Source organism: Lysobacter solisilvae, from assembly GCF_016613535.2.
Lineage (GTDB): Bacteria > Pseudomonadota > Gammaproteobacteria > Xanthomonadales > Xanthomonadaceae > Agrilutibacter > Agrilutibacter solisilvae.
Genome location: NZ_CP071518.1, coordinates 784,190 through 805,101, shown reverse-complemented (window position 1 = coordinate 805,101; position 20,912 = coordinate 784,190). Strand labels below are relative to the sequence as shown.

Sequence of the window (20,912 nt, the reverse complement as noted above, 5' to 3'; positions counted from 1 at the left end):
TTTAAGTGAAGAGTTTGATCCTGGCTCAGAGTGAACGCTGGCGGCAGGCCTAACACATGCAAGTCGAGCGGCAGCGCGGGGGCAACCCTGGCGGCGAGCGGCGGACGGGTGAGGAATGCGTCGGAATCTGCCTCTTTGTGGGGGATAACGTAGGGAAACTTACGCTAATACCGCATACGACCTACGGGTGAAAGTGGGGGACCTTCGGGCCTCACGCAGAGAGATGAGCCGACGCCGGATTAGCTAGTTGGCGGGGTAAAGGCCCACCAAGGCGACGATCCGTAGCTGGTCTGAGAGGATGATCAGCCACACTGGAACTGAGACACGGTCCAGACTCCTACGGGAGGCAGCAGTGGGGAATATTGGACAATGGGCGCAAGCCTGATCCAGCCATGCCGCGTGTGTGAAGAAGGCCTTCGGGTTGTAAAGCACTTTTGTCCGGAAAGAAAAGCCTAGGGTTAATACCCTTGGGTTATGACGGTACCGGAAGAATAAGCACCGGCTAACTTCGTGCCAGCAGCCGCGGTAATACGAAGGGTGCAAGCGTTACTCGGAATTACTGGGCGTAAAGCGTGCGTAGGTGGTTCGTTAAGTCTGATGTGAAAGCCCTGGGCTCAACCTGGGAATGGCATTGGATACTGGCGACCTAGAGTGCGGTAGAGGGTGGCGGAATTCCCGGTGTAGCAGTGAAATGCGTAGATATCGGGAGGAACATCCGTGGCGAAGGCGGCCACCTGTGGACCAGCACTGACACTGAGGCACGAAAGCGTGGGGAGCAAACAGGATTAGATACCCTGGTAGTCCACGCCCTAAACGATGCGAACTGGATGTTGGGTGCAACTTGGCACTCAGTATCGAAGCTAACGCGTTAAGTTCGCCGCCTGGGAAGTACGGTCGCAAGACTGAAACTCAAAGGAATTGACGGGGGCCCGCACAAGCGGTGGAGTATGTGGTTTAATTCGATGCAACGCGAAGAACCTTACCTGGCCTTGACATGTCTGGAATCCTTTAGAGATAGAGGAGTGCCTTCGGGAACCAGAACACAGGTGCTGCATGGCTGTCGTCAGCTCGTGTCGTGAGATGTTGGGTTAAGTCCCGCAACGAGCGCAACCCTTGTCCTTAGTTGCCAGCACGTAATGGTGGGAACTCTAAGGAGACCGCCGGTGACAAACCGGAGGAAGGTGGGGATGACGTCAAGTCATCATGGCCCTTACGGCCAGGGCTACACACGTACTACAATGGGAAGGACAGAGGGCTGCAATCCCGCGAGGGTGAGCCAATCCCAGAAACCTTCTCTCAGTCCGGATTGGGAGTCTGCAACTCGACTCCATGAAGTCGGAATCGCTAGTAATCGCAGATCAGCATTGCTGCGGTGAATACGTTCCCGGGCCTTGTACACACCGCCCGTCACACCATGGGAGTTTGTTGCACCAGAAGCAGGTAGCTTAACCTTCGGGAGGGCGCTTGCCACGGTGTGGCCGATGACTGGGGTGAAGTCGTAACAAGGTAGCCGTATCGGAAGGTGCGGCTGGATCACCTCCTTTAGAGACTAAAGACAGGCCAAGCCTGTCAGGCGTCCGCACAAGTGACCTGCATTCAAAGTTCCCGGTGGGGCATCTCACTGCGGGAGCGTCCCGTTTCGCGATGGGGCTTTAGCTCAGCTGGGAGAGCACCTGCTTTGCAAGCAGGGGGTCGTCGGTTCGATCCCGACAAGCTCCACCACACCAGTTGGGCCCGATTTTTGGGTCTGTAGCTCAGGTGGTTAGAGCGCACCCCTGATAAGGGTGAGGCCGGTGGTTCGAGTCCTCCCAGACCCACCACTCCCGACGTGAACTTTGAACTGCGCACACACATGAAGATTTGAAGCGGATGCGGCGTTGAGGCCGGATTCGCGTTCTTTGAAAATTGGGAATGTAGCGAGCGTTCTGAGACAATCGGTCTACAGACGTGTCGTGAGGCTAAGGCGGGACCCCGCGCGCAAGCGTGAGAGGTCCTAACATTTGAAATGTCGTTGATATTCGCGCCGGGGCTTTGTACCCCCTGGCACAAGACAAATCCCGAGGCGACTTGGGGTTATATGGTCAAGCGAATAAGCGCACACGGTGGATGCCTTGGCGGTCAGAGGCGATGAAGGACGTGGCAGCCTGCGAAAAGTGCGGGGGAGCTGGCAACAAGCATTGATCCCGCAATGTCCGAATGGGGAAACCCACCTCGCAAGAGGTATCTTCAGGTGAATACATAGCCTGTTGAAGCGAACCCGGAGAACTGAAATATCTAAGTACCCGGAGGAAAAGAAATCAACCGAGATTCCCCCAGTAGTGACGAGCGAACGGGGACCAGCCCTTAAGCTGGGTAAGGTTTAGCAAAACGAGTTGGAAAGCTCGGCCATAGACGGTGACAGCCCGGTATGCGAAAGACCTCATCCAGTGAAATCGAGTAAGGCGGGGCACGAGAAACCCTGTCTGAATATGGGGGGACCATCCTCCAAGGCTAAATACTCCTGACCGACCGATAGTGAACCAGTACCGTGAGGGAAAGGCGAAAAGAACCCTGGTGAAGGGAGTGAAATAGACCCTGAAACCGTGTGCGTACAAGCAGTAGGAGCCCTTCGGGGTGACTGCGTACCTTTTGTATAATGGGTCAGCGACTTACTGTTCGTGGCGAGCTTAACCGTATAGGGGAGGCGAAGGGAAACCGAGTCTGATAAGGGCGCATAGTCGCGGGCAGTAGACCCGAAACCGGGTGATCTAGTCATGCCCAGGGTGAAGGTTGAGTAACATCAACTGGAGGCCCGAACCCACTCCCGTTGCAAAGGTAGGGGATGAGGTGTGATTAGGAGTGAAAAGCTAATCGAACCCGGAGATAGCTGGTTCTCCTCGAAAGCTATTTAGGTAGCGCCTCGCGTGAATCTTCTTGGGGGTAGAGCACTGTTATGGCTAGGGGGTCATTGCGACTTACCAAACCATGGCAAACTCCGAATACCAAGACAGACTGCGCGGGAGACACACGGCGGGTGCTAACGTCCGTCGTGAAAAGGGAAACAACCCAGACCCACAGCTAAGGTCCCAAATTTATCGCTAAGTGGTGAACGATGTGGAAAGGCACAGACAGCCAGGAGGTTGGCTTAGAAGCAGCCACCCTTTAAAGAAAGCGTAATAGCTCACTGGTCGAGTCGGTCTGCGCGGAAGATTTAACGGGGCTAAGCGATAAACCGAAGCTTGGGGTGCATACTTTTAGTATGCGCGGTAGAGGAGCGTTCCGTACGCCGTTGAAGGTGGATTGAGAAGTCTGCTGGAGGTATCGGAAGTGCGAATGCTGACATGAGTAACGATAATGCGGGTGAAAAGCCCGCACGCCGAAAGCCCAAGGTTTCCTTGCGCAACGTTAATCGACGCAGGGTGAGTCGGCCCCTAAGGCGAGGCAGAAATGCGTAGTCGATGGGAAGCTGGTTAATATTCCAGCACCTCGCGTAAGTGCGATGGAGGGACGGAGAAGGTTAAGCAGGCCAGGCGTTGGTTGTCCTGGTGAGAGAGTTGAGGCGGTCCCCTTAGGCAAATCCGGGGGGGCAACGTTGAGACTAAGGACCGGCCCATTAGGGCTAGGCTGCTGATATCACGCTTCCAGGAAAATCTCCTAAGCTTCAGCTTACGCAGACCGTACCGTAAACCGACACAGGTGGGCAGGATGAGAATTCTCAGGCGCTTGAGAGAACTTAGGTGAAGGAACTAGGCAAAATAGTACCGTAACTTCGGGAGAAGGTACGCCCTCCATGGTTAATAGCTGAGGAGGGCCGCAGAAACCAGGCCGCTGCGACTGTTTATCAAAAACACAGCACTCTGCAAACACGAAAGTGGACGTATAGGGTGTGACGCCTGCCCGGTGCCGGAAGGTTAATTGATGGGGTCAGCCGCAAGGCAAAGCTCTTGATCGAAGCCCCGGTAAACGGCGGCCGTAACTATAACGGTCCTAAGGTAGCGAAATTCCTTGTCGGGTAAGTTCCGACCTGCACGAATGGCGTAACGACAGCGGCGCTGTCTCCACCTAAGACTCAGTGAAATTGAAATCGCTGTGAAGATGCAGCGTTCCCGCGGCAAGACGGAAAGACCCCGTGAACCTTTACTATAGCTTTACACTGAACGTTGAGTTCGTCTGTGTAGGATAGGTGGGAGCCTATGAAACCGAGGCGCTAGCTTCGGCGGAGGCAACCTTGAAATACCACCCTGATGTGCTTGACGTTCTAACCTAGGTCCGTAATCCGGATCGGGGACCGTGTATGGTGGGTAGTTTGACTGGGGCGGTCTCCTCCCAAAGTGTAACGGAGGAGCTCGAAGGTACGCTCAGCGCGGTCGGACATCGCGCACTGTGTGCAAAGGCATAAGCGTGCTTGACTGCAAGATCGACGGATCAAGCAGGTAGGAAACTAGGACTTAGTGATCCGGTGGTTCTGTATGGAAGGGCCATCGCTCAACGGATAAAAGGTACTCCGGGGATAACAGGCTGATACCGCCCAAGAGTTCATATCGACGGCGGTGTTTGGCACCTCGATGTCGGCTCATCACATCCTGGGGCTGTAGTCGGTCCCAAGGGTATGGCTGTTCGCCATTTAAAGTGGTACGCGAGCTGGGTTCAGAACGTCGTGAGACAGTTCGGTCCCTATCTGTCGTGGGCGTTGGAGATTTGAGAGGGGCTGCTCCTAGTACGAGAGGACCGGAGTGGACGAACCTCTGGTGTTCCGGTTGTCATGCCAATGGCACGGCCGGGTAGCTATGTTCGGAAGCGATAACCGCTGAAAGCATCTAAGCGGGAAGCGCGCCTCAAGATGAGATCTCCCGGGACTTCAAGTCCCCTAAAGGAACCATCAAGACCAGGTGGTTGATAGGCAGGGTGTGTAAGCACAGCAATGTGTTGAGCTAACCTGTACTAATGATCCGTGTGGCTTGACCATATAACCTCAAGTGGCCTTGGACTCGCGATTACGTCGCAGACCAACCAGGACCAACTCGCTACGTTCCCAAACCTTTACGCCCGCAGGGGGCATCCCCTTCGTGCAACAAGACGCAAGCAGGCGCCAAAAGCGCTGCTTCACCAGCTTGCTCAGTGACAATAGCGTTGTGGAACCACCCGATCCCTTCCCGAACTCGGAAGTGAAACGCAACCGCGCCGATGGTAGTGTGCATCCGCATGCAAGAGTAGGTCATTGCTGAGCATTTACACCGAAGCCCCGACCCAAAAGGTCGGGGCTTCTTCTTTGCGCGAAACTAAATCACAGACCCCTCGGAACTAAATGGACCGGCGACGGAATCCAGTTCCGAGCTAACTGTTCCGCAATGAATTGCGATTCCCGGACACCCGCGGCCGCGGTTTGCCGCCGGACGCGTATGAGCAGCGGTCGGGCATGCCGAACGGCGCGCCGACCCCCGATCCCAGCCGCACCAGTCCAGGGTCTCTGCCGGCGGGTCTCGGGCTCCCGGTTACACCCAGGTAACCGTCGCTTCGAGTTGGCCTCGTGAGTTTCCGGCTGCGAGGCGATCGAGATGCTGCGTGGGCACCGACCCCGTCCCGGAGTTGGCAGCGCGTTCGCCGACGATTCCGGCAGAAAGACCGCACTCGCGCCCCGGTGTCCTGTATGCGGCGGGCGTCGGTTCGCGGGCGCAGGGCGAGGTTCGTCAGGGACCCAGGAGATCAGCGCGCCGCGCCTTTGGGCAACCTGCTCTCGGCACGGCGATCCGCCGCGTCTGTCCGTCGCAACCCACCGGCCGTAGGACGGCCACGGCTGCCCGCTCTGCCGCAACCCGCCGTGACCGCGCCCACGCAAAGGAGTGGACGGCGCCGACCGCGCCCATGCAAGGACCGGACGGCGCCCGAATGTCGTGCGCACGTCCGCCACTGCGCGTGTCCGGTTCGATCAGAGATTGGGCCAGCAGCCGCGGCCGCGGCCGCACCACCGGCCCGTCGGCTGACTGCCGACACGACCCCGCGACCCAACGATCCCCAGATGCCTCTTGCGTGCCCGACGCGCGGCGTCGGTGCCCCGCCTCAGCCCACCGCCAGCGCCGCCTGCACCAGCAGGATCGCCACGCAGGCGAAGCCGCCCGCCCAGACCGCGCTGCGCAGCAGCGGCTGGTTGAAGATGTACATCAGGCCGTGGACGATCCGCAGGGCGACGAAGATCAGCGCCAGCGTGGCGATCCGCTCCACCGGCACGCCGGCCAGCTGCGCCAGGATCACGCCCGCGGCGAACGGCGCGAAGGCCTCGAAGCCGTTGAGATGGGCGGCGTAGGCGCGCTGCACGCGCGGGTTTTCCTGCCGGGCCACCCAGCCGCGCGGATCGCGGTTGCTGTAGCGCTCGCCGCTGGCCTTGGCGACCGTCACCCAGGCGTAGGGGAGCAGCGCGGCAACCAGGACACACCAGTACGCGGTCGACAACGTCAGCATCGGACAGTTCTCCGTGGTGGTTGCCGGCAGCCTAGCCCACAAACGACAACGGCGCCTTCCGGCGCCGTTGCCTGGCTTGCCCTGTCGCCGGTCAGGGCGCGGACGTGGCCGGACGCAGTTTCTGCTGCGCCGCCCGGAACGCGTTGCCTTCGTACCAGGTCGGCCATTGCGTGTTGCCGGCCAGTTCGCGACCAACGCCGTACAGCGCTTCCAGGTCCTGGATCACGCCGTCCATCTTCCACGCCGCGTCGAACTCGTCGGCGGGCTTGTGGTAGCGATGGTCGCGATAGTCGACCTGCGCCGCCTGGCCTGCGCTCACGCCGCCCTCCAGCAAGTCATCGCCGCCCTTGGCGTACAGCGCGGGCACGCCGGCCTTGGCGAAGTTGAAGTGGTCGGAGCGGAAATAGAAGCCGTCCTCCGGCGTGGCTTCCGAATGGAGGCTGCGACCCTGTGCCGCGGCGAGCGGCTTGAGGATGTCCTCCAGCTGCGAACTGCCGAAGCCCACCACCGTCATGTCGCGCGCCTTGCCGATCACCGGCATGGCGTCGAGGTTGATCACCGCAACCGTGTCCTGCAGCGGCACGACCGGGTGGGCCACGTAGTACTTGGAGCCCAGCAGGCCGGACTCCTCGAGCGTCACCGCCAGGAACACCAGCGAGCGGTCGGGCTTGGGCGACTGTTGCGCGAAGGCCTCGGCGATCTCCAGGATGCCGGCCACGCCGGTGGCGTTGTCGATGGCGCCGTTGTAGATCGTGTCGGCCCCGGCCTTGCCGTCCGCGCCGCCGTGTTCGTCGGCTTCGTGCGCGTGGTTGCCCAGGTGGTCCCAGTGGGCCATGTAGACGATCGCTTCGCCCGGATGCGCCGCGCCGTCCAGGCGCGCGATCACGTTGCGCGAGGACTTCTCGCTGATCACGCTGGTCAGTTCGACCGAGGCCTTGGCCTTGAGCGGCATCGCCGTGAAGCCGCGCGTGCCCGCCGCCTTGTACAGGCTGTCCAGGTCCTGGCCCAGCGCCGACATCAGCGACCGCGCCGCCTCGCCGGTGATCCAGCCCTGCAGCGGCAGGCGCGGCGCCGTGTCGTCGGCCGCGCGCAGGTCGAACTGCGCGCCGCTCCAGGAATTCTTGACCACGTCCCAGCCGTAGGCGGCGCCTTCGGTGTCGTGGATGAGCAGGGCGGCCGCGGCGCCCTGGCGCGCGGCTTCCTCGAACTTGTAGGTCCAGCGGCCGTAGTAGGTCATCCGCTTGCCTTCGAACAGCTTCGGATCCTGCTGGTGGAAGCCCGGGTCGTTGATGAACATCACCACGGTCTTGCCCTTCACGTCGACGCCGGCGTAATCGTTCCAGCCCTGCTCGGGTGCGTTGACGCCGTAGCCGACGAACACCAGTTCGCTGCCGTCCACCTTGACCTTCGGCTGCCCGGTGCGGGTGCCGATCACCATGTCGGAGCCGAACTTGAGCTCACGCGGCTTGCCGTCGACATCCAGGTGCAGCGTCACGTTCTCGTCGGCCGTGGTTTCGACCATCGGCACGGTCTGGAAGTAGCTGTCGCCGTTGCCGGGCTTCAGCCCGATGCGCTTGAACTGCGACTCGATGTAGGCGACGGATTTCTCCTCGCCCGCACTGCCGGGTCCGCGGCCTTCGAACGCGTCGGACGCCAGCGTCTGCACATGTTCGGCAAAGTCCGATGCGTTGATCGCATCGTCGAAGTCGTGGCGGCTGGCGGCGGCCGTCGTGGTCGTCGCGGGGGCGGCCGCGGGCGCGGCGTTGTCGGGCGCCGGCGCGCGGTCGCAGCCGGCCAGGCCCGCCGCCAGCGCCACGGCGCAGAGGTAGGACGCAGATTTCATGGAGCCTCCAGCGGGCAGGTAGGCTTCCATTCTAGCCATGCCCCCGGACGGTCCCGTCATCCCCAATCGGGCCTTTCGCGCGTCCGCCGGCGAGGCGGACGCGCCGGGCAAAGCCGCTTATTTCTCGGGCGGCGCGGGCGTGTCGTAGCGGATCGCCTTCGCGCCGGTGATCGCGCCGGTGCGCGCCGTGCCGTGCACGTACAGCACCACTTCCCGCTCGAAGGTCAGCGCGCCGTCGACGCGGGCATTCGGGCCGATCACCACGCGCGGGATCTTGCGCTCGCCGATGCTCACCCACTGCGTGCGCGGCTTCTCGTAGTGGATGCCGCCGCGCACGTGGGAGTCCACGCCCACCGTCACGTCGCCATTGACCGTTTCGATGCCACCGCCCAGGTCGGTGTCGACCAGTCCGATCGAACCGTTGACCGTTTCCACGCCGCCGCCGACGTTGCCGCCACGGTCGACGAACACGCTGCCGTTGACGGTGCTCAGGTCGCCCTTGGCGGTGAGGTTGCGGCCGGTGCGGATGCTGCCGTTCACCGTTTCCAGCGTGCCGGTGTTGACGGTGTCGCCGACCTTGATGCTGCCGTTGACGGTCTCGGCGCTGCCCACGCGGGCGCGGTCGCCGATGTTGATGCTGCCGTTGACGGTCTCCAGCGCGCCGGCCTGCTCGCCGTCGTCGACGGAGATGCTGCCGTTGACCTTGGACACGTCGCCGGTGGCGGCCACGGCCGGTGCGACGGCCAGCGCCAGGGCGACGGCCAGGGACGCCGGGAGGATGCGGTTGCGGTTCATGCGGTGCTCCTTGGATGTTCATGGGCTTGGATGCGCAGCCCCGGCATCAGGTTTAACCCGCTCCGCTACAATTTGCCCCTGCCCGAAGTCACCGGAAGCCGCCCGTGTCGTCCCATCCGCGTCCCAAGCCCGTCGTCCTGCTCATCCTCGACGGCTGGGGACACCGGGAAGACCCCACCGACAACGCCCTGGCCCAGGCCGAACTCCCGAACTGGCGCCAGCTGCTGGCCCAGTGCCCGCACACCCTGATCCACACCGAAGGCCGCCACGTGGGCCTGCCGGACGGGCAGATGGGCAATTCGGAAGTCGGCCACATGAACCTGGGCGCCGGCCGCATCGTCTACCAGGACCTCACCCGCATCGACGCGGCGATCGAGGACGGCAGCTTCTTCGCCAACGCCGAACTGCGCGCCGCCTGCGCGGCCGCCCGCGATGGCGGCGGCACCCTGCACCTGATGGGCCTGCTCTCGCCCGGCGGCGTGCACAGCCACGAGAACCACATCCTGGCGATGATCGAACTGGCCCGCCGCGAGGCCGTGCCGCAGGTCGCCGTGCACGCCTTCCTGGATGGCCGCGACATGCCGCCGCGCTCCGCGCTGCCCAGCCTGCAGCGCCTGCAGGCCACCTGCGAGGTCGCCGGCAACGCGCGCATCGCCACGGTGAGCGGCCGCTATTACGCGATGGACCGCGACAAGCGCTGGGACCGCCAGCGCCGCGCGTGGGACGCGATCGTCGAATCCGCGGCCGCGCATGTGGCCCCCGATGCCGTCGCCGCGCTCGAAGCCGCCTACGCCCGTGGCGAGAACGACGAATTCGTCGCGCCGACCGTGATCGGGGCGGGCACGCCCATGCGCGATGGCGACGCCGTGGTGTTCATGAACTTCCGCGCCGACCGCGCGCGCCAGCTCACGGCCGCGTTCGTCGCTCCGGGGTTCGACGGCTACGACGCGCGCCGTCCGGCGCTGTCGCGCTTCGTCTGCCTCACCGAATACGACGCGCGCCTGCCCGCGCCCCTGGCCTTCGGCCCGGACGACCTGCGCAACACGCTGGGCGAAGTGCTCGCCGCGCACGGCCTGCGCCAGCTGCGCATCGCCGAGACGGAGAAGTACGCCCACGTCACCTTCTTTTTCAGCGGCGGCCGCGAGGACCCCTACGCGGGCGAGTCGCGCGTGCTGGTGCCCAGCCCGCAGGTCGCCACCTACGACCTGCAGCCCGAAATGAGCTGCCCGGAAGTGACCCGCCGGCTGACCGACGCCATCCGTTCGGGCGAGATCGACGTGGCGATCTGCAACATCGCCAATCCCGACATGGTCGGCCACAGCGGCATCCTCGCCGCCGCCATCCAGGCCGCGCAGGCGGTGGACGTGGCCATCGGCGCGGTGCTGCAGGCCGTGCGCGACACCGGCGGCGCGCTGCTGGTCACCGCCGACCACGGCAACGTGGAGATGATGCGCGACCCGGTCACCGGCCAGCCGCATACCTCGCACACCGTGGGCCCGGTGCCCTTCGTCTATTGCGGCCCGCGCCAGGCGCGCCTGCGTGCCGGCGGGGCCTTGCGCGACGTCGCGCCGACCATCCTCGACCTGCTCGGCGTGCCGCAGCCGGGGGAGATGACGGGGCACAGCCTGCTGGTCGACCCGCTCGTCGACAGCGCCCCCGCCGCCGGCAACGGCTGACCGGATGCTCCTGCGCCTGGTCGCCCTGCTGCTGCTGTGCGCCGCCTGGCCTGCGCCGGCGCGGGCGCAGGCGGGCGAGGCCGAGCGCAGGCTCGCCGACGTCAAGCGCGAACTGCACCAGATCGCCGCCGAGCGCCGCCGCATCGAGGACCAGCGCGGCGACGCCGCCCGCCGCCTGCGCGACGCCGACGAACAGGTCGGCAAGTCCGCGCGCGAACTGCGCGACATCCAGGGCCAGCTGGCGCGCGACCAGGCCGCGCTGCGCGACCTGCAGCAGCGGCGCGCGGAGCTCGACGCCGGCCTGGCCGACAAGCGCGCCGAACTCGCGCGCCTGCTGCGCGCCGCGCAGGCGCAGGGCCGAGCGCCCGCGCTCAAGGCCATGCTCGCCCCCGACAGCGTCGCCCAGTCGCAGCGCGTGCTGGCCTACCACCGCTACGTGCAGGCCGACCGTGCGCGCCGCATCGCGCAGCTGGGCGAGGAGCTGCGCGAAGTCGACGCGCTGCAGGCGCAGATCCTCGCCCGCCGCGAGGCCCTGGACCGCACGCGCTCCATCCAGCAGGGCCAGCTGCAGCAGCTGGAGAAGGACCGCCGCAGCCGCGTGGTGGTCGTCGCGCAGCTTGACGAGAAATACCAGGACCGGCGCAGCCGCGAACAGGCGCTGGGACGCGATGCCAAGGGCCTGGAACGGTTGCTGGTGCAGCTGCGCAAGGCCGCGGCCCGCGCCGAGGCCCAGCGCCGGGCCGCCGCCGCGAAAGCCGCCAAGGCCGCCAGGGCCGCCGCGGCGAAGAAGGCCAGCGAACCGCGCCCCGTGGCTGGCGCGCCCCGGCCGCCGCCGCGCGAACCGGTCGCGGTGGCCGCCACGCCTTCGCCGCAGGTCGGCGGACTGGGCTGGCCGCTGTCGGGCGCGCTGCTGGCCGGATACGGCGCCCGCATGCCCGACGGGCGTCCCAGCGCGGGCCTGCTGATCGGCGCCAGCGCCGGTGCCCCGGTCAAGGCGGTGGCCGACGGCACCGTGGTGTACGCGCAGTGGATGACCGGCTACGGGCTGCTGGCGATCGTCGACCACGGCAACGGCTACATGAGCCTGTACGCGTACAACGACGCCCTGCTCAAGGACGCCGGCGACGCGGTCAAGCGCGGCGACACGCTGGCCTCGGTCGGCAGTTCAGGCGGCCACGGCCGCCCCGCCCTGTATTTCGAGCTGCGCCGCAACGGCCAGCCGGTGGATCCGGGCAGCTGGCTGCGTCGCTGAACCGCGCGCGCGGCCGCTCCAGGTCACGGCGTGCCGACGCGCTGCGCACTCCATCGCCCGTACGGTCAGGCCCCGTTCCGGCCCGGACGGCCCACGGGGCCGCGATGCCGACATAATCGGACCGAACCCGCGCCGCGGCGCGCGGTCCAACCGTCGTCGATTCCCCGGAGTTCTCCCATGCGCGCGCGCCCGCCGGCCTCACTTGCCGTATCCCGCCTAGCCCTTCCGCTCCTGCTGGCCTGCGCCTGCGTGCCGGCCTCCGCGCAGCAGCGCGATGAGGATCCGGCGCCCATCGAGTCGCCCGACGCCGAGGACGCCGACGCCTCCAAGGTGCCGCTGGCCGAGATCCGCCGCTATGTCGCGGTGTACAACGCGGTGAAAGAGGCCTACGTCGAGCCGATCGACGACCGCAAACTGATGCAGGCGGCGATCCGCGGCCTGCTGTTCGACCTGGACCCGCACAGCGTGTACCTGGACCGCAGCGCGGCGGAGGATTTCGACGAGAGCTCGCGCGGCGCCTACGACGGCATCGGCGTGGAGCTGCAGCGCCAGGCCGACGGCAGCCTGCGGGTGATCGCGCCGATCGACGACACGCCGGCCTCGCGCGCCGGGATCAAGGCCGGCGACGTGATCACCGCCATCGACGGCAAGCCCTTCAAGCCCGACGAGGGCGACAGCTCGGGCCCGCTGCGCGGGCCGCCCGGCAGCAAGGTCGTGCTCACCATCCTGCGCGAAGGCCAGACCAAGCCGCTGGAAGTGACCGTGGTCCGCGAGACCATCCGCGTGGTCAGCGTGCGCGGCCGCATGCTCGAACCCGGCTACGGCTACCTGCGCATCGCCTCCTTCCAGGCCGACACGGCGGCCGATTTCGACCGCCAGCTCGATCGCCTCAACGAGCAGGCCGGCGGCAAGCTGCGCGGCCTGGTGATCGACCTGCGCAGCAACCCCGGCGGCCTGCTGACCTCGGCGGTCCAGATCGCCGACAGCCTGCTGGAATCGGGCGACATCGTCAGCACGCGCGGCCGCGTGCCGATCAGCGACGCGCAGTTCGGCGCCACGCCCGGCGACCGCAGCGGCGGCGCCCCCGTGGTGGTGCTGGTCGACGCCGGTTCGGCCAGCGCGTCGGAAGTGCTCGCCGGCGCGCTGCGCGACAACAAGCGCGCGCGCATCGTGGGCAGCCGCACGTTCGGCAAGGGCTCGGTGCAGACGCTGCTGCCGCTGGACAACGGCGACTCGGTCAAGCTCACCACCGCGCGCTACTTCACCCCCAGCGGCAAGTCGATCCAGGCCCTGGGCATCGTGCCCGACGTCACCATCCATCCTTCCAAGGACGCGGAAAACGCGCGGCCGGGCTACACCGAGGCGAGCCTGCGCGGCCACCTGGCCGGCGAAGAGGACGACGTGCCCGGCACCAACGCCGGCGAAGTCCTCGAGGGCGAGGAGCCGATCACCGCGGCGCTGGGCGAGCTGAAGAAGGTCGTCGCCGGCACCCCGCCGCCGCCGAAGGGCTGACGCGGGGATTCCATTCCGGAAGGCCGGCGGGGCTTCCGGAAGGCTGGTGGGGCTTCCGGAAGGCGCGAAACGGATTCCGGAAGACAAAAAACGGATTCCGGAAGACCGAAATTGGATTCGGGAAGACCGAAATTGGATTCCGGAAGGCTGGAGCGGCTTCCGGAAGGCTCGAAACGGATTCCGGAAGACCGAAATCGGCTTCCGGAAGACTGAAACCGGATTCCCGAAGGCTGAAAACGGATTCCCGAATCCTTGCAGGGATTCCCGAAGGCGCGACACGGCTTCCGGAAGACGCGGAGGGTCTTTCGGCAGGCGACTGATCGCTATGCGCAGACGGCGGTTCCCACAGGTTTCGACTGCGGCCGATCGCCGATCGCCGGAGTCTGGCGCGGCGATCTGACGCGCCGCTGCGCGGCGCGCCCCCATCCCAACCTTCCCCCGTGGAACGGGGGAAGGAGCTGTCCCTTCCCCATCTCAGCCTTCCCCGGTGAAACGGGGGAAGGAGCTGTCCCTTCCCCATCCCAACCGTCCCGGCCAGCAGGCACCGCCTGCTGGCGTTCGATGACGCGCGGACCCATGGTCCGCATATGCGTCCTCGGAAGGAGAGAGCCCGTGCGCCTGGCGCACGTCGCCCTGCAGGCCCGAGTAGCTGAGCTGCCAGGCAGGCGTGAAGCCGCCCCTACTGCCGGGCTATCGGACCAGACGCGGTGCCCGCCTGGCGATCAGCGCGGCTTGGCCGGCAGCGGGAACGGCGTCACCACCTTCTCGCCCGTGGCCGCGTCGCGGATCGCCGACTGGCCTTTGCGCTCGACTTCCTCGATCCGCACGATGCTCTGCATCGGCAGGTGCAGCACGCGCGTGGCGCCGAACTCGTCGCGCAGCCGCTCCTCGGTCGGGTCGATCACCAGCCCGTCGTGCAGGTCGAACACCAGCTCGGCCACTTCGGTGAACCCCCACAGCGTGCCGGCGCTGACCTTGCGGGCGTAGAGCTCGTAGATCTTGCCGGCATTGAGGAAGGTGATCTTGTAGAGGGGCTTCATGGGCGGGGGGAAACCGAAGGAACGGGCGGACGGCGAATTTCGACAGGCGTGGACGACAGCGTTGCGCGCACGAGGTTCGGCGGCCGTGACGTCGGGATGCGGCTGTCCATCGGCGATTTCAAGCTTGCGCCGATTTTCCAGCCCCGACCGGACCAGGCTGGCGGCTGCCGAGCGTTTCAGGATTCGCCCGGACCCCGACGCCAGGATCGACGGCGCCTGCGCGCGCCGTCAGAACCCGCGCTTGCGCCGCATCCGCCGGGCGATGCCCGCCCGCGCGATCAGCGCGAACACGCCGCCGAACACGAAGCCGGCCAGGTGCGCAGACCAGGCCACGGCGCCGAAGGCCGGGCCGATGAAGGTGAAGACCAGCTGCAGCAGGGCCCACACGCCGATCAGCAGCGGCGCCGGCACGCGCACGAACTGCAGGAACAGCCCCAGCGGCAGGACCACCCCCAGCTTCGCCCCCGGGAACAGGAACAGGTAGGCGCCGATCAGCGCCGACACCGCGCCGCTGGCCCCCACGATCAGCCGGTCGGGCGTGCCGATGGCGATCACCGCCGCCAGGTTGGCCACCGCGCCGCCCAGCAGGAACAGCGCCAGCAGCCGCCAGGGGCCCATCGCCCGTTCGGCCGACAGCCCGAAGATCAGCAGGAACACCAGGTTGCCCAGCAGGTGGGCCCAGTCGGCGTGCAGGAACAGCGCGGTGAACAGCCGCAGGATGCGGCCGTCGATCAGCCATTGCAGCCACTCCGCCGCGGCCTGCGGGGGCCCCGGAGAGCGCGCCCCAGTCCAGCATCAGGCGCTGCTGGCCGGCATCGGGCAGCACGGTGAACCCCAGGAAGCACATCCACAGCAGCACGAACAGGACGGGCACCGCCCAGCGGAACGGCGCCTTCTCGCGCGACGGGATCGACACGAACATGCTCATGCGGCAGCGCCATCTGCCTGTTCAGGCGGCCGCGGGAGCCCCGCATTCCGGGTTGTTAGCATCCGGTTAATGCCCACGCTATAGTGCATACGGTGTCGTACGTCGGGAGGGGTCTCGGCGCGTGACGGCAACGGCCAGGCCGGCGCCGCGCTCAACGACCAGGGAAGACTTAGAAGAAATACACAAGTCCATTGGAGAGTACACGCATGAACCAAGCAAACCGTTTCACCGCACTGGCCCTGGGCATCGCGGGCGTTCTGGCCTTCGGCCAGGCCCACGCCACCGGTTTCCAGCTGCGCGAGCAGAGCGTCAAGAACCTCGGCCGCGGCCAGGCCGGCGTTGCCACTGCCGATGACGACGCCTCGGTCGTCACCAACAACCCGGCGGCCATGGTGAACCTGGGAGAAGAACACGCTGCAGGTCGACCTGACCGTGATCGACCTCTCGGCTGACTTCGAAGGCGGCGGCGTTTCCGGCGCCGGCACCCCGCTCACCGGCGGCGACGGCGGCGACCCGGGCGATGCGACCGCAGTGCCGAACATGGCCGCGGTGTTCCCGATGCACGGTGCCCTGGAAGGCCTGACCCTGGGCGCCAGCGTTGGCGCGCCCTTCGGCCTGAAGACCGAATACGACCGCGACTGGGTCGGCCGTTACAACGCCGTCGAGTCCGACCTCAAGACCATCGACTTCACCCTGTCGGCCGCCGTCGCGGTGACCGAGAAGTTCTCGCTGGGCGTGGGCTTCATCTACGAGCGCGCCGACGTGACGCTCTCCAATGCCGTCGACTTCGGCACGATCATGGCCAGCACCGGCCTGCCGCCGGCGGCCGGTGGCATCCCGCAGGGCTACGACGGCTTCGCCGAAGTGTCCGGCGACTCCAGCGGCATCGGCTGGCTGTTCGGCGCGCAGTTCAAGCCCACCGACTCGCTGTCGATCGGCTACTCGCACCGCTCCGAGATCGACCACGACCTGGAAGGCGACGCCGACTTCACCGCGCCGGCGCAGTTCACCGCCGCGCAGTCGCTCTACCGCCTGGCCGCCACCAACCCGCTGCTGCCGCCGGCGCAGCGCGCGCAGCTGCTGGTGCTGGGCAACGGCTTCGTCGACAGCGACATCAGCGCCCCGCTGACCACGCCCAGCGTGGACATCCTCAGCGTCACCTACGCGTTCTCCGACAGCTTCCGCATGATGGCGGACGCCCAGTGGACCGACTGGAGCTCGCTGCGCAGCGTCAACATCGACTACGCCAATCCGTTCCAGCCCAACACCGTCGAACCCTTCGCGTGGAACGACACCGAGATGTACGCGCTGGGCGCGGAATGGGACATCAGCGACGCCTTCACCCTGCGTGGCGGCATCACGATGGACGAGACGCCGACCCACATCGAGACGCGCACCCCGCGCCTGCCCGACGACGACCGCATGCTGTACTCGATCGGCCTGACGTGGAACTTCTCCGAGCACCTGAGCTTCGACGCCGCCTACCAGCGCATCGAGATCGACTCGTCGGAAGTGAACATCCCGTCCTCGAGCGGCTCGCGCCTGGTCGGTGCGTTCGACGGCAACGCCAACCTGTTCGGCGTGTCGGCGCAGTACCGCTTCTAAGCTTCAACTGTTGAAGAAAAAGGCCCCGCTTCGGCGGGGCTTTTTTTTGGGCGGGAACGCGCGGGGCGAAGGCGAGCCGCGATGTCGCCGCGATTTTCCTCGCCGTCGCCATCGACATCGCCCGCAACCCGAAAACAAAAAGGCCCCGCTTGCGCGGGGCCTTCTGCGGCAACTGCGGTCACCTTACCGAAGCATCAGCCCGGTCGGCGCCGCAGGTGTATCCCACTTTTGACCGGCGTGGAGCTCAATCCCCCAGCGTCAGCAGCGAGGCGTTGCCGCCCGCCGCCGTCGTGTTGATCGTGATCGTCTTCTCGGTGGTGAAGCGCGGCAGGTAGTGCGGGCCGCCGGCCTTGGGGCCGGTGCCGGACAGGTTCTGGCCGCCGAAAGGCTGCACGCCGACGACCGCGCCGATCTGGTTGCGGTTGACGTAGCAGTTGCCGACCTTCACCCGCGAGGCGATCTTCTCGATCGTCTCGTCGATGCGCGAGTGGATGCCCAGGGTGAGGCCGTAGCCGGTGGCGTTGATCGCATCGATCACGCCGTCGAGCTGGCCCGACTTCCAGCGCACCACGTGCAGCACCGGCCCGAAGATCTCCTTGTGCAGCACGTCCAGCGAGCCGATCGTGTAGGCGCGCGGGGCGAAGAAGCTGCCGTGCGCGGCGTCGGCATCCATCGCCACCTCGCCGATCTTCGTGGCTTCCTTGTCCATGCGCGCGGCGTGGTCGCGCAGCATGCCCAGCGCGTCCTCGTCGATCACCGGGCCGACGTCGGTGGACAGCAGGCCGGGGTTGCCGACCTTCAGCTCGGCCATGGCGCCGGCCAGCATGTGGGTGACCTTGTCGGCGATGTCGTCCTGCACGAACAGCACGCGCGCGGCCGAGCAGCGCTGGCCGGCGGAGGTGAAGGCCGAGGCGATCGCGTCCTTGACGACCTGTTCGGGCAGCGAGGACGAGTCGGCGATCAGCGCGTTCTGGCCGCCGGTCTCGGCGATCAGCACGCCGATGGCGGCGTCGCGCGCGGCCAGGGCGCGGTTGATCGCGCGCGCGGTGTCGGTGGAGCCGGTGAAGGCCACGCCGGCCACGCGCGGGTCGCGCGTCAGCGCGGCGCCGACGGTCGCGCCGTCGCCGGGCAGGAACTGCAGCACGGCCTCGGGGACGCCGGCCTCGTGCATCAGCTTCACCGCGGCATGGCCGATCAGGTTGGTCTGCTCGGCTGGCTTGGCGATCACGCAGTTGCCGGCGGCCAGCGCCGCGGAGACCTGGCCCAGGAAGATCGCCAGCGGGAAATTCCAGGGCGAGATGCACACGAACACGCCGCGGCCGGACAGCTGCAGCGTGTTGGACTCGCCGGTCGGGCCGGGCAGCGCCTCGGGCTTGAACAGCACGCGCGCCTGGGCGCCGTAGTAGCGCAGGAAGTCGACCGCCTCGCGCACTTCGGCCACGCCGTCGGGGATGGTCTTGCCGGCTTCCTTGGTGCACAGCGCCAGGTACTGCGGCATGCGCTGCTCGAGCAGGTTGGCGGCGTGCTCCAGGATGGCGGCGCGCGAGGCGGCCGGCGTGGCGTTCCACGCGTCGTGGGCGGCCACGGCATTGGCCAGCGCCTTCTCGACGGTCGCGCTGTCGGCCGGCTGCCACTGGCCGACGGTCTCGCGACGGTCGGCCGGATTGGTGACCGGCAGGGCGGCGCCGGTGGTGGTCGCGCCCGGCACCAGCGGCGCGGCGCGCCAGTCGCCGGTGACGGCGGCATTGACCTGTCCGGCGAGGGCGCGCAGCTGGTCGTCGTTGGCGAGGTTCACGCCCATGGAGTTGCTCCTATCAAGGCCGTAGCTGCGGTAGAGGTCGACCGGCTGCGGGATGCGCGGATGTGCGATGGATTCGAAGGCGGACACCGTCTGGACCGGATCGCTGATCAGGTCGTCGATGGCGATGTCCTCGTCGGTGATGCGGTTGACGAAGCTGGAGTTGGCGCCGTTCTCGAGCAGGCGGCGCACCAGGTAGGGCAGCAGGTCCTCGTGCGAGCCCACCGGCGCATACACGCGGCAGGGCACGTCCAGGCGGTTGGCGGGAATGACCTCGGCGTAGAGGTCGTCGCCCATGCCGTGCAGCTTCTGGAATTCGAAATGCTTCGCCCGGCCCATCGCCTTGGCGCGCTGGTGGATCGTGGCGATCGTCTGCGCGTTGTGGGTGGCGAACATCGGGTAGATCGCGTCGCCGGCTTCCAGCATGCGGCGGGCGTTGGCCAGGTAACTGACGTCGGTGTTGGGCTTGCGGGTGAACACCGGATAGCCCACCTGGCCGTCCACCTGCGCGCGCTTGACCTCGCTGTCCCAGTACGCGCCCTTGACCAGGCGCACGGGGATGCGGCGGCCATGCCGGCGCGCCAGGTCGGCGATGAAGTCGATCACTTCCGGCGCGCGCTTCTGGTAGGCCTGGATGGCCAGGCCGTAGCCTTCCCAGCCGTCCAGCGAGGGGTCGGCATAGGCGGCGGCGATGACGTCGAGCGAAAGCTCCAGGCGGTCGGATTCCTCGGCGTCGATGGTGAAGCCGATGCCGTAGGAGCGGGCCAGCTGCGCCAGTTCGAGCACGCCGGGGGTGAGCTCGGCCAGCACGCGCGCGCGCTTGGCGTGTTCGTAGCGCGGGTGCAGCGCGGAGAGCTTCACCGAGATCGAGGGCACGCCGAAGACCTCGCGGCCCTTGAAGTCGCCGCTCTTGCCGATCGCGTGGATCGCGTCGCGGTAGGCCTGCAGGTAGCGCTGCGCGTCCTTCGTGGTCAGCGCGCCCTCGCCCAGCATGTCGAAGGAGTAGCGGTAGTTGGCGTTGTCGCCCTTTTGCGAGCGGGCCAGGGCCTCGCCGATGGTGCGGCCCATGACGAACTGGTGGCCCATGATCTTCATCGCCTGGCGCACGGCCAGGCGGATCACCGGCTCGCCGACGCGGCCGAGCAGGCGCTTGAAGGCGCCATGGACGTCGCGCTTGGTCTCGTCGTTGAGGTCGACCAGGTGGCCGGTGAGCATCAGGCCCCAGGTCGAGGCGTTGACCAGGACCGAGTCGGACTGGCCCATGTGCTTCTTCCAGTCCGCATCGCCGAGCTTGTCGCGGATCAGCTTGTCGGCGGTGTCCTGGTCCGGAATGCGCAGCAGGGCCTCGGCCACGCACATCAGCAGCACGCCTTCCTCGCTGCCCAGGTCGTACTGGCGCATGAAGGCCTCGATCGCGCCCTGGTCGTGGGCGCGGGCCCGGACCCGGCGGACCAGGTCCGCGGCCGTGGCCTGGGCCGCCTGGCGGTCGGCCTCGGGCAGGCGGGCCTGCTCGAGCAGGGCGCGGACATGGTCGGCTTCATCCCGGACCCAGCCGGCGGTGATCGCCGCGCGGGGCCCGGAGGGCGGGGAGGGCAGCTCGGGACTGATCAGGGCGGGGCTGCCGGGCGCGCGCGGAACGCTCGCGTCGGCGCCGGCCGGGGCTACAGGGGCGGTATGCGGGGTCATCGGGCCACGGGGGCGATGGGGAAGCCCGCTAGTTTAGAGCCTGCACGCCAACCCAGTGTCCCCCGTGCCGGTTTCGGCACATTTCGAGTCGGAATACCGCATTTGCGGGCCGGAGCGGGCGGGGCGTCGGGGTCGTGCGGGTTGCCCCGGAACGGCCCGGTCGCTACCATTTCGCGGTTATTCCGTAGCGCCCGTGAGTGCCCCCGGCAGGGAGGACTCCGGCGTGATGGGCTCGGACCGGTTATTCGCAGGGTCCGGGGCCCGCCAGCCACCTTTTTCCGCGCGGCTCCCCCGCCGGAGCCGATGCTGCCGTTTTGCAGCGCCGGACCGAGGCAGCCCGCG

10 protein-coding genes, 2 tRNA genes, 3 rRNA genes and 1 pseudogene are annotated in these 20,912 nt (G+C 66.7%); 10 read left to right on the top strand and 6 right to left on the bottom strand.

All coding sequences use genetic code 11. The annotated features are described in order from the left end of the window. Positions 1-2: 2 nt before the first annotated feature. The 5 genes from I8J32_RS03645 to rrf all read left to right on the top strand — a co-directional run bounded on the left by I8J32_RS03645 (position 3) and on the right by rrf (position 5,206). A 16S ribosomal RNA gene (locus I8J32_RS03645) occupies positions 3-1,544 on the top strand. A 102-nt stretch (positions 1,545-1,646) separates the two neighbouring features. After that, positions 1,647-1,722 (top strand) — tRNA-Ala (locus tag I8J32_RS03640). Positions 1,723-1,743: 21 nt separating this feature from the next. Then, positions 1,744-1,820 (top strand) — tRNA-Ile (locus tag I8J32_RS03635). A 259-nt stretch (positions 1,821-2,079) separates the two neighbouring features. Then, a 23S ribosomal RNA gene (locus tag I8J32_RS03630) occupies positions 2,080-4,945 on the top strand. 148 nt (positions 4,946-5,093) lie between these two features. Further along, positions 5,094-5,206 (top strand): 5S ribosomal RNA (gene rrf / locus I8J32_RS03625). Together the 16S, 23S and 5S rRNA genes with 2 tRNA genes alongside form the textbook arrangement of a ribosomal RNA operon. 830 nt (positions 5,207-6,036) lie before the next feature. On the opposite strand, the gene I8J32_RS03620 is transcribed toward rrf, so the two are convergent. From I8J32_RS03620 to I8J32_RS03610, 3 genes are all read right to left on the bottom strand, one after another. Beyond that, entirely contained in the window at positions 6,037-6,435 is a 399-nt protein-coding gene (locus tag I8J32_RS03620; RefSeq protein ID WP_200615133.1) for an MAPEG family protein, read from the bottom strand. 91 nt (positions 6,436-6,526) lie between these two features. Continuing rightward, positions 6,527-8,278: a M28 family metallopeptidase gene (locus I8J32_RS03615; protein ID WP_200615135.1), complete on the bottom strand. Its 1,752-nt coding sequence runs from the start codon at positions 8,276-8,278 to the stop codon at positions 6,527-6,529. 117 nt (positions 8,279-8,395) lie between these two features. Next, complete coding sequence (locus I8J32_RS03610; protein WP_200615136.1) at positions 8,396-9,073, bottom strand: DUF4097 family beta strand repeat-containing protein; 678 nt, start codon at positions 9,071-9,073, stop codon at positions 8,396-8,398. A gap of 104 nt (positions 9,074-9,177) precedes the next feature. Here I8J32_RS03610 and gpmI point away from each other — a divergent pair, with 104 nt between their 5' ends. The 3 genes from gpmI to I8J32_RS03595 all read left to right on the top strand — a co-directional run bounded on the left by gpmI (position 9,178) and on the right by I8J32_RS03595 (position 13,513). Beyond that, positions 9,178-10,749 (top strand): 2,3-bisphosphoglycerate-independent phosphoglycerate mutase, encoded by a 1,572-nt coding sequence (gpmI, locus tag I8J32_RS03605; protein ID WP_200615137.1) that lies wholly within the window; start codon positions 9,178-9,180, stop codon positions 10,747-10,749. Positions 10,750-10,753: 4 nt separating this feature from the next. Further along, positions 10,754-12,001: a murein hydrolase activator EnvC family protein gene (locus tag I8J32_RS03600; protein WP_200615138.1), complete on the top strand. Its 1,248-nt coding sequence runs from the start codon at positions 10,754-10,756 to the stop codon at positions 11,999-12,001. A gap of 177 nt (positions 12,002-12,178) precedes the next feature. Beyond that, the gene (locus tag I8J32_RS03595) at positions 12,179-13,513 is read left to right on the top strand and encodes a S41 family peptidase (RefSeq protein WP_200615139.1); all 1,335 of its coding nucleotides are present in this window, start codon (positions 12,179-12,181) and stop codon (positions 13,511-13,513) included. Between the two features lie 722 nt (positions 13,514-14,235). On the opposite strand, the gene I8J32_RS03590 is transcribed toward I8J32_RS03595, so the two are convergent. Beyond that, positions 14,236-14,553, bottom strand: a complete 318-nt coding sequence (locus I8J32_RS03590; protein WP_200615140.1) for a DUF1820 family protein — start codon at positions 14,551-14,553, stop codon at positions 14,236-14,238. 228 nt (positions 14,554-14,781) lie between these two features. Then, positions 14,782-15,475 (bottom strand): annotated as a pseudogene (locus tag I8J32_RS03585) (rhomboid family intramembrane serine protease). Positions 15,476-15,687: 212 nt separating this feature from the next. On the opposite strand from I8J32_RS03585, the gene I8J32_RS03580 reads away from it, so the two are divergent. After that, complete coding sequence (locus I8J32_RS03580; protein ID WP_207526759.1) at positions 15,688-15,933, top strand: outer membrane protein transport protein; 246 nt, start codon at positions 15,688-15,690, stop codon at positions 15,931-15,933. Further along, positions 15,914-17,086, top strand: coding sequence for an OmpP1/FadL family transporter (locus I8J32_RS03575; protein WP_207526758.1), 1,173 nt, complete (start codon positions 15,914-15,916; stop codon positions 17,084-17,086). The genes I8J32_RS03580 and I8J32_RS03575 overlap by 20 nt, the downstream gene beginning before the upstream one ends. Before the next feature lie 244 nt (positions 17,087-17,330). On the opposite strand, the gene putA is transcribed toward I8J32_RS03575, so the two are convergent. Further along, positions 17,331-20,495, bottom strand: a complete 3,165-nt coding sequence (gene putA, locus I8J32_RS03570; RefSeq protein WP_245156480.1) for a bifunctional proline dehydrogenase/L-glutamate gamma-semialdehyde dehydrogenase PutA — start codon at positions 20,493-20,495, stop codon at positions 17,331-17,333. Positions 20,496-20,912 lie beyond the last annotated feature (417 nt).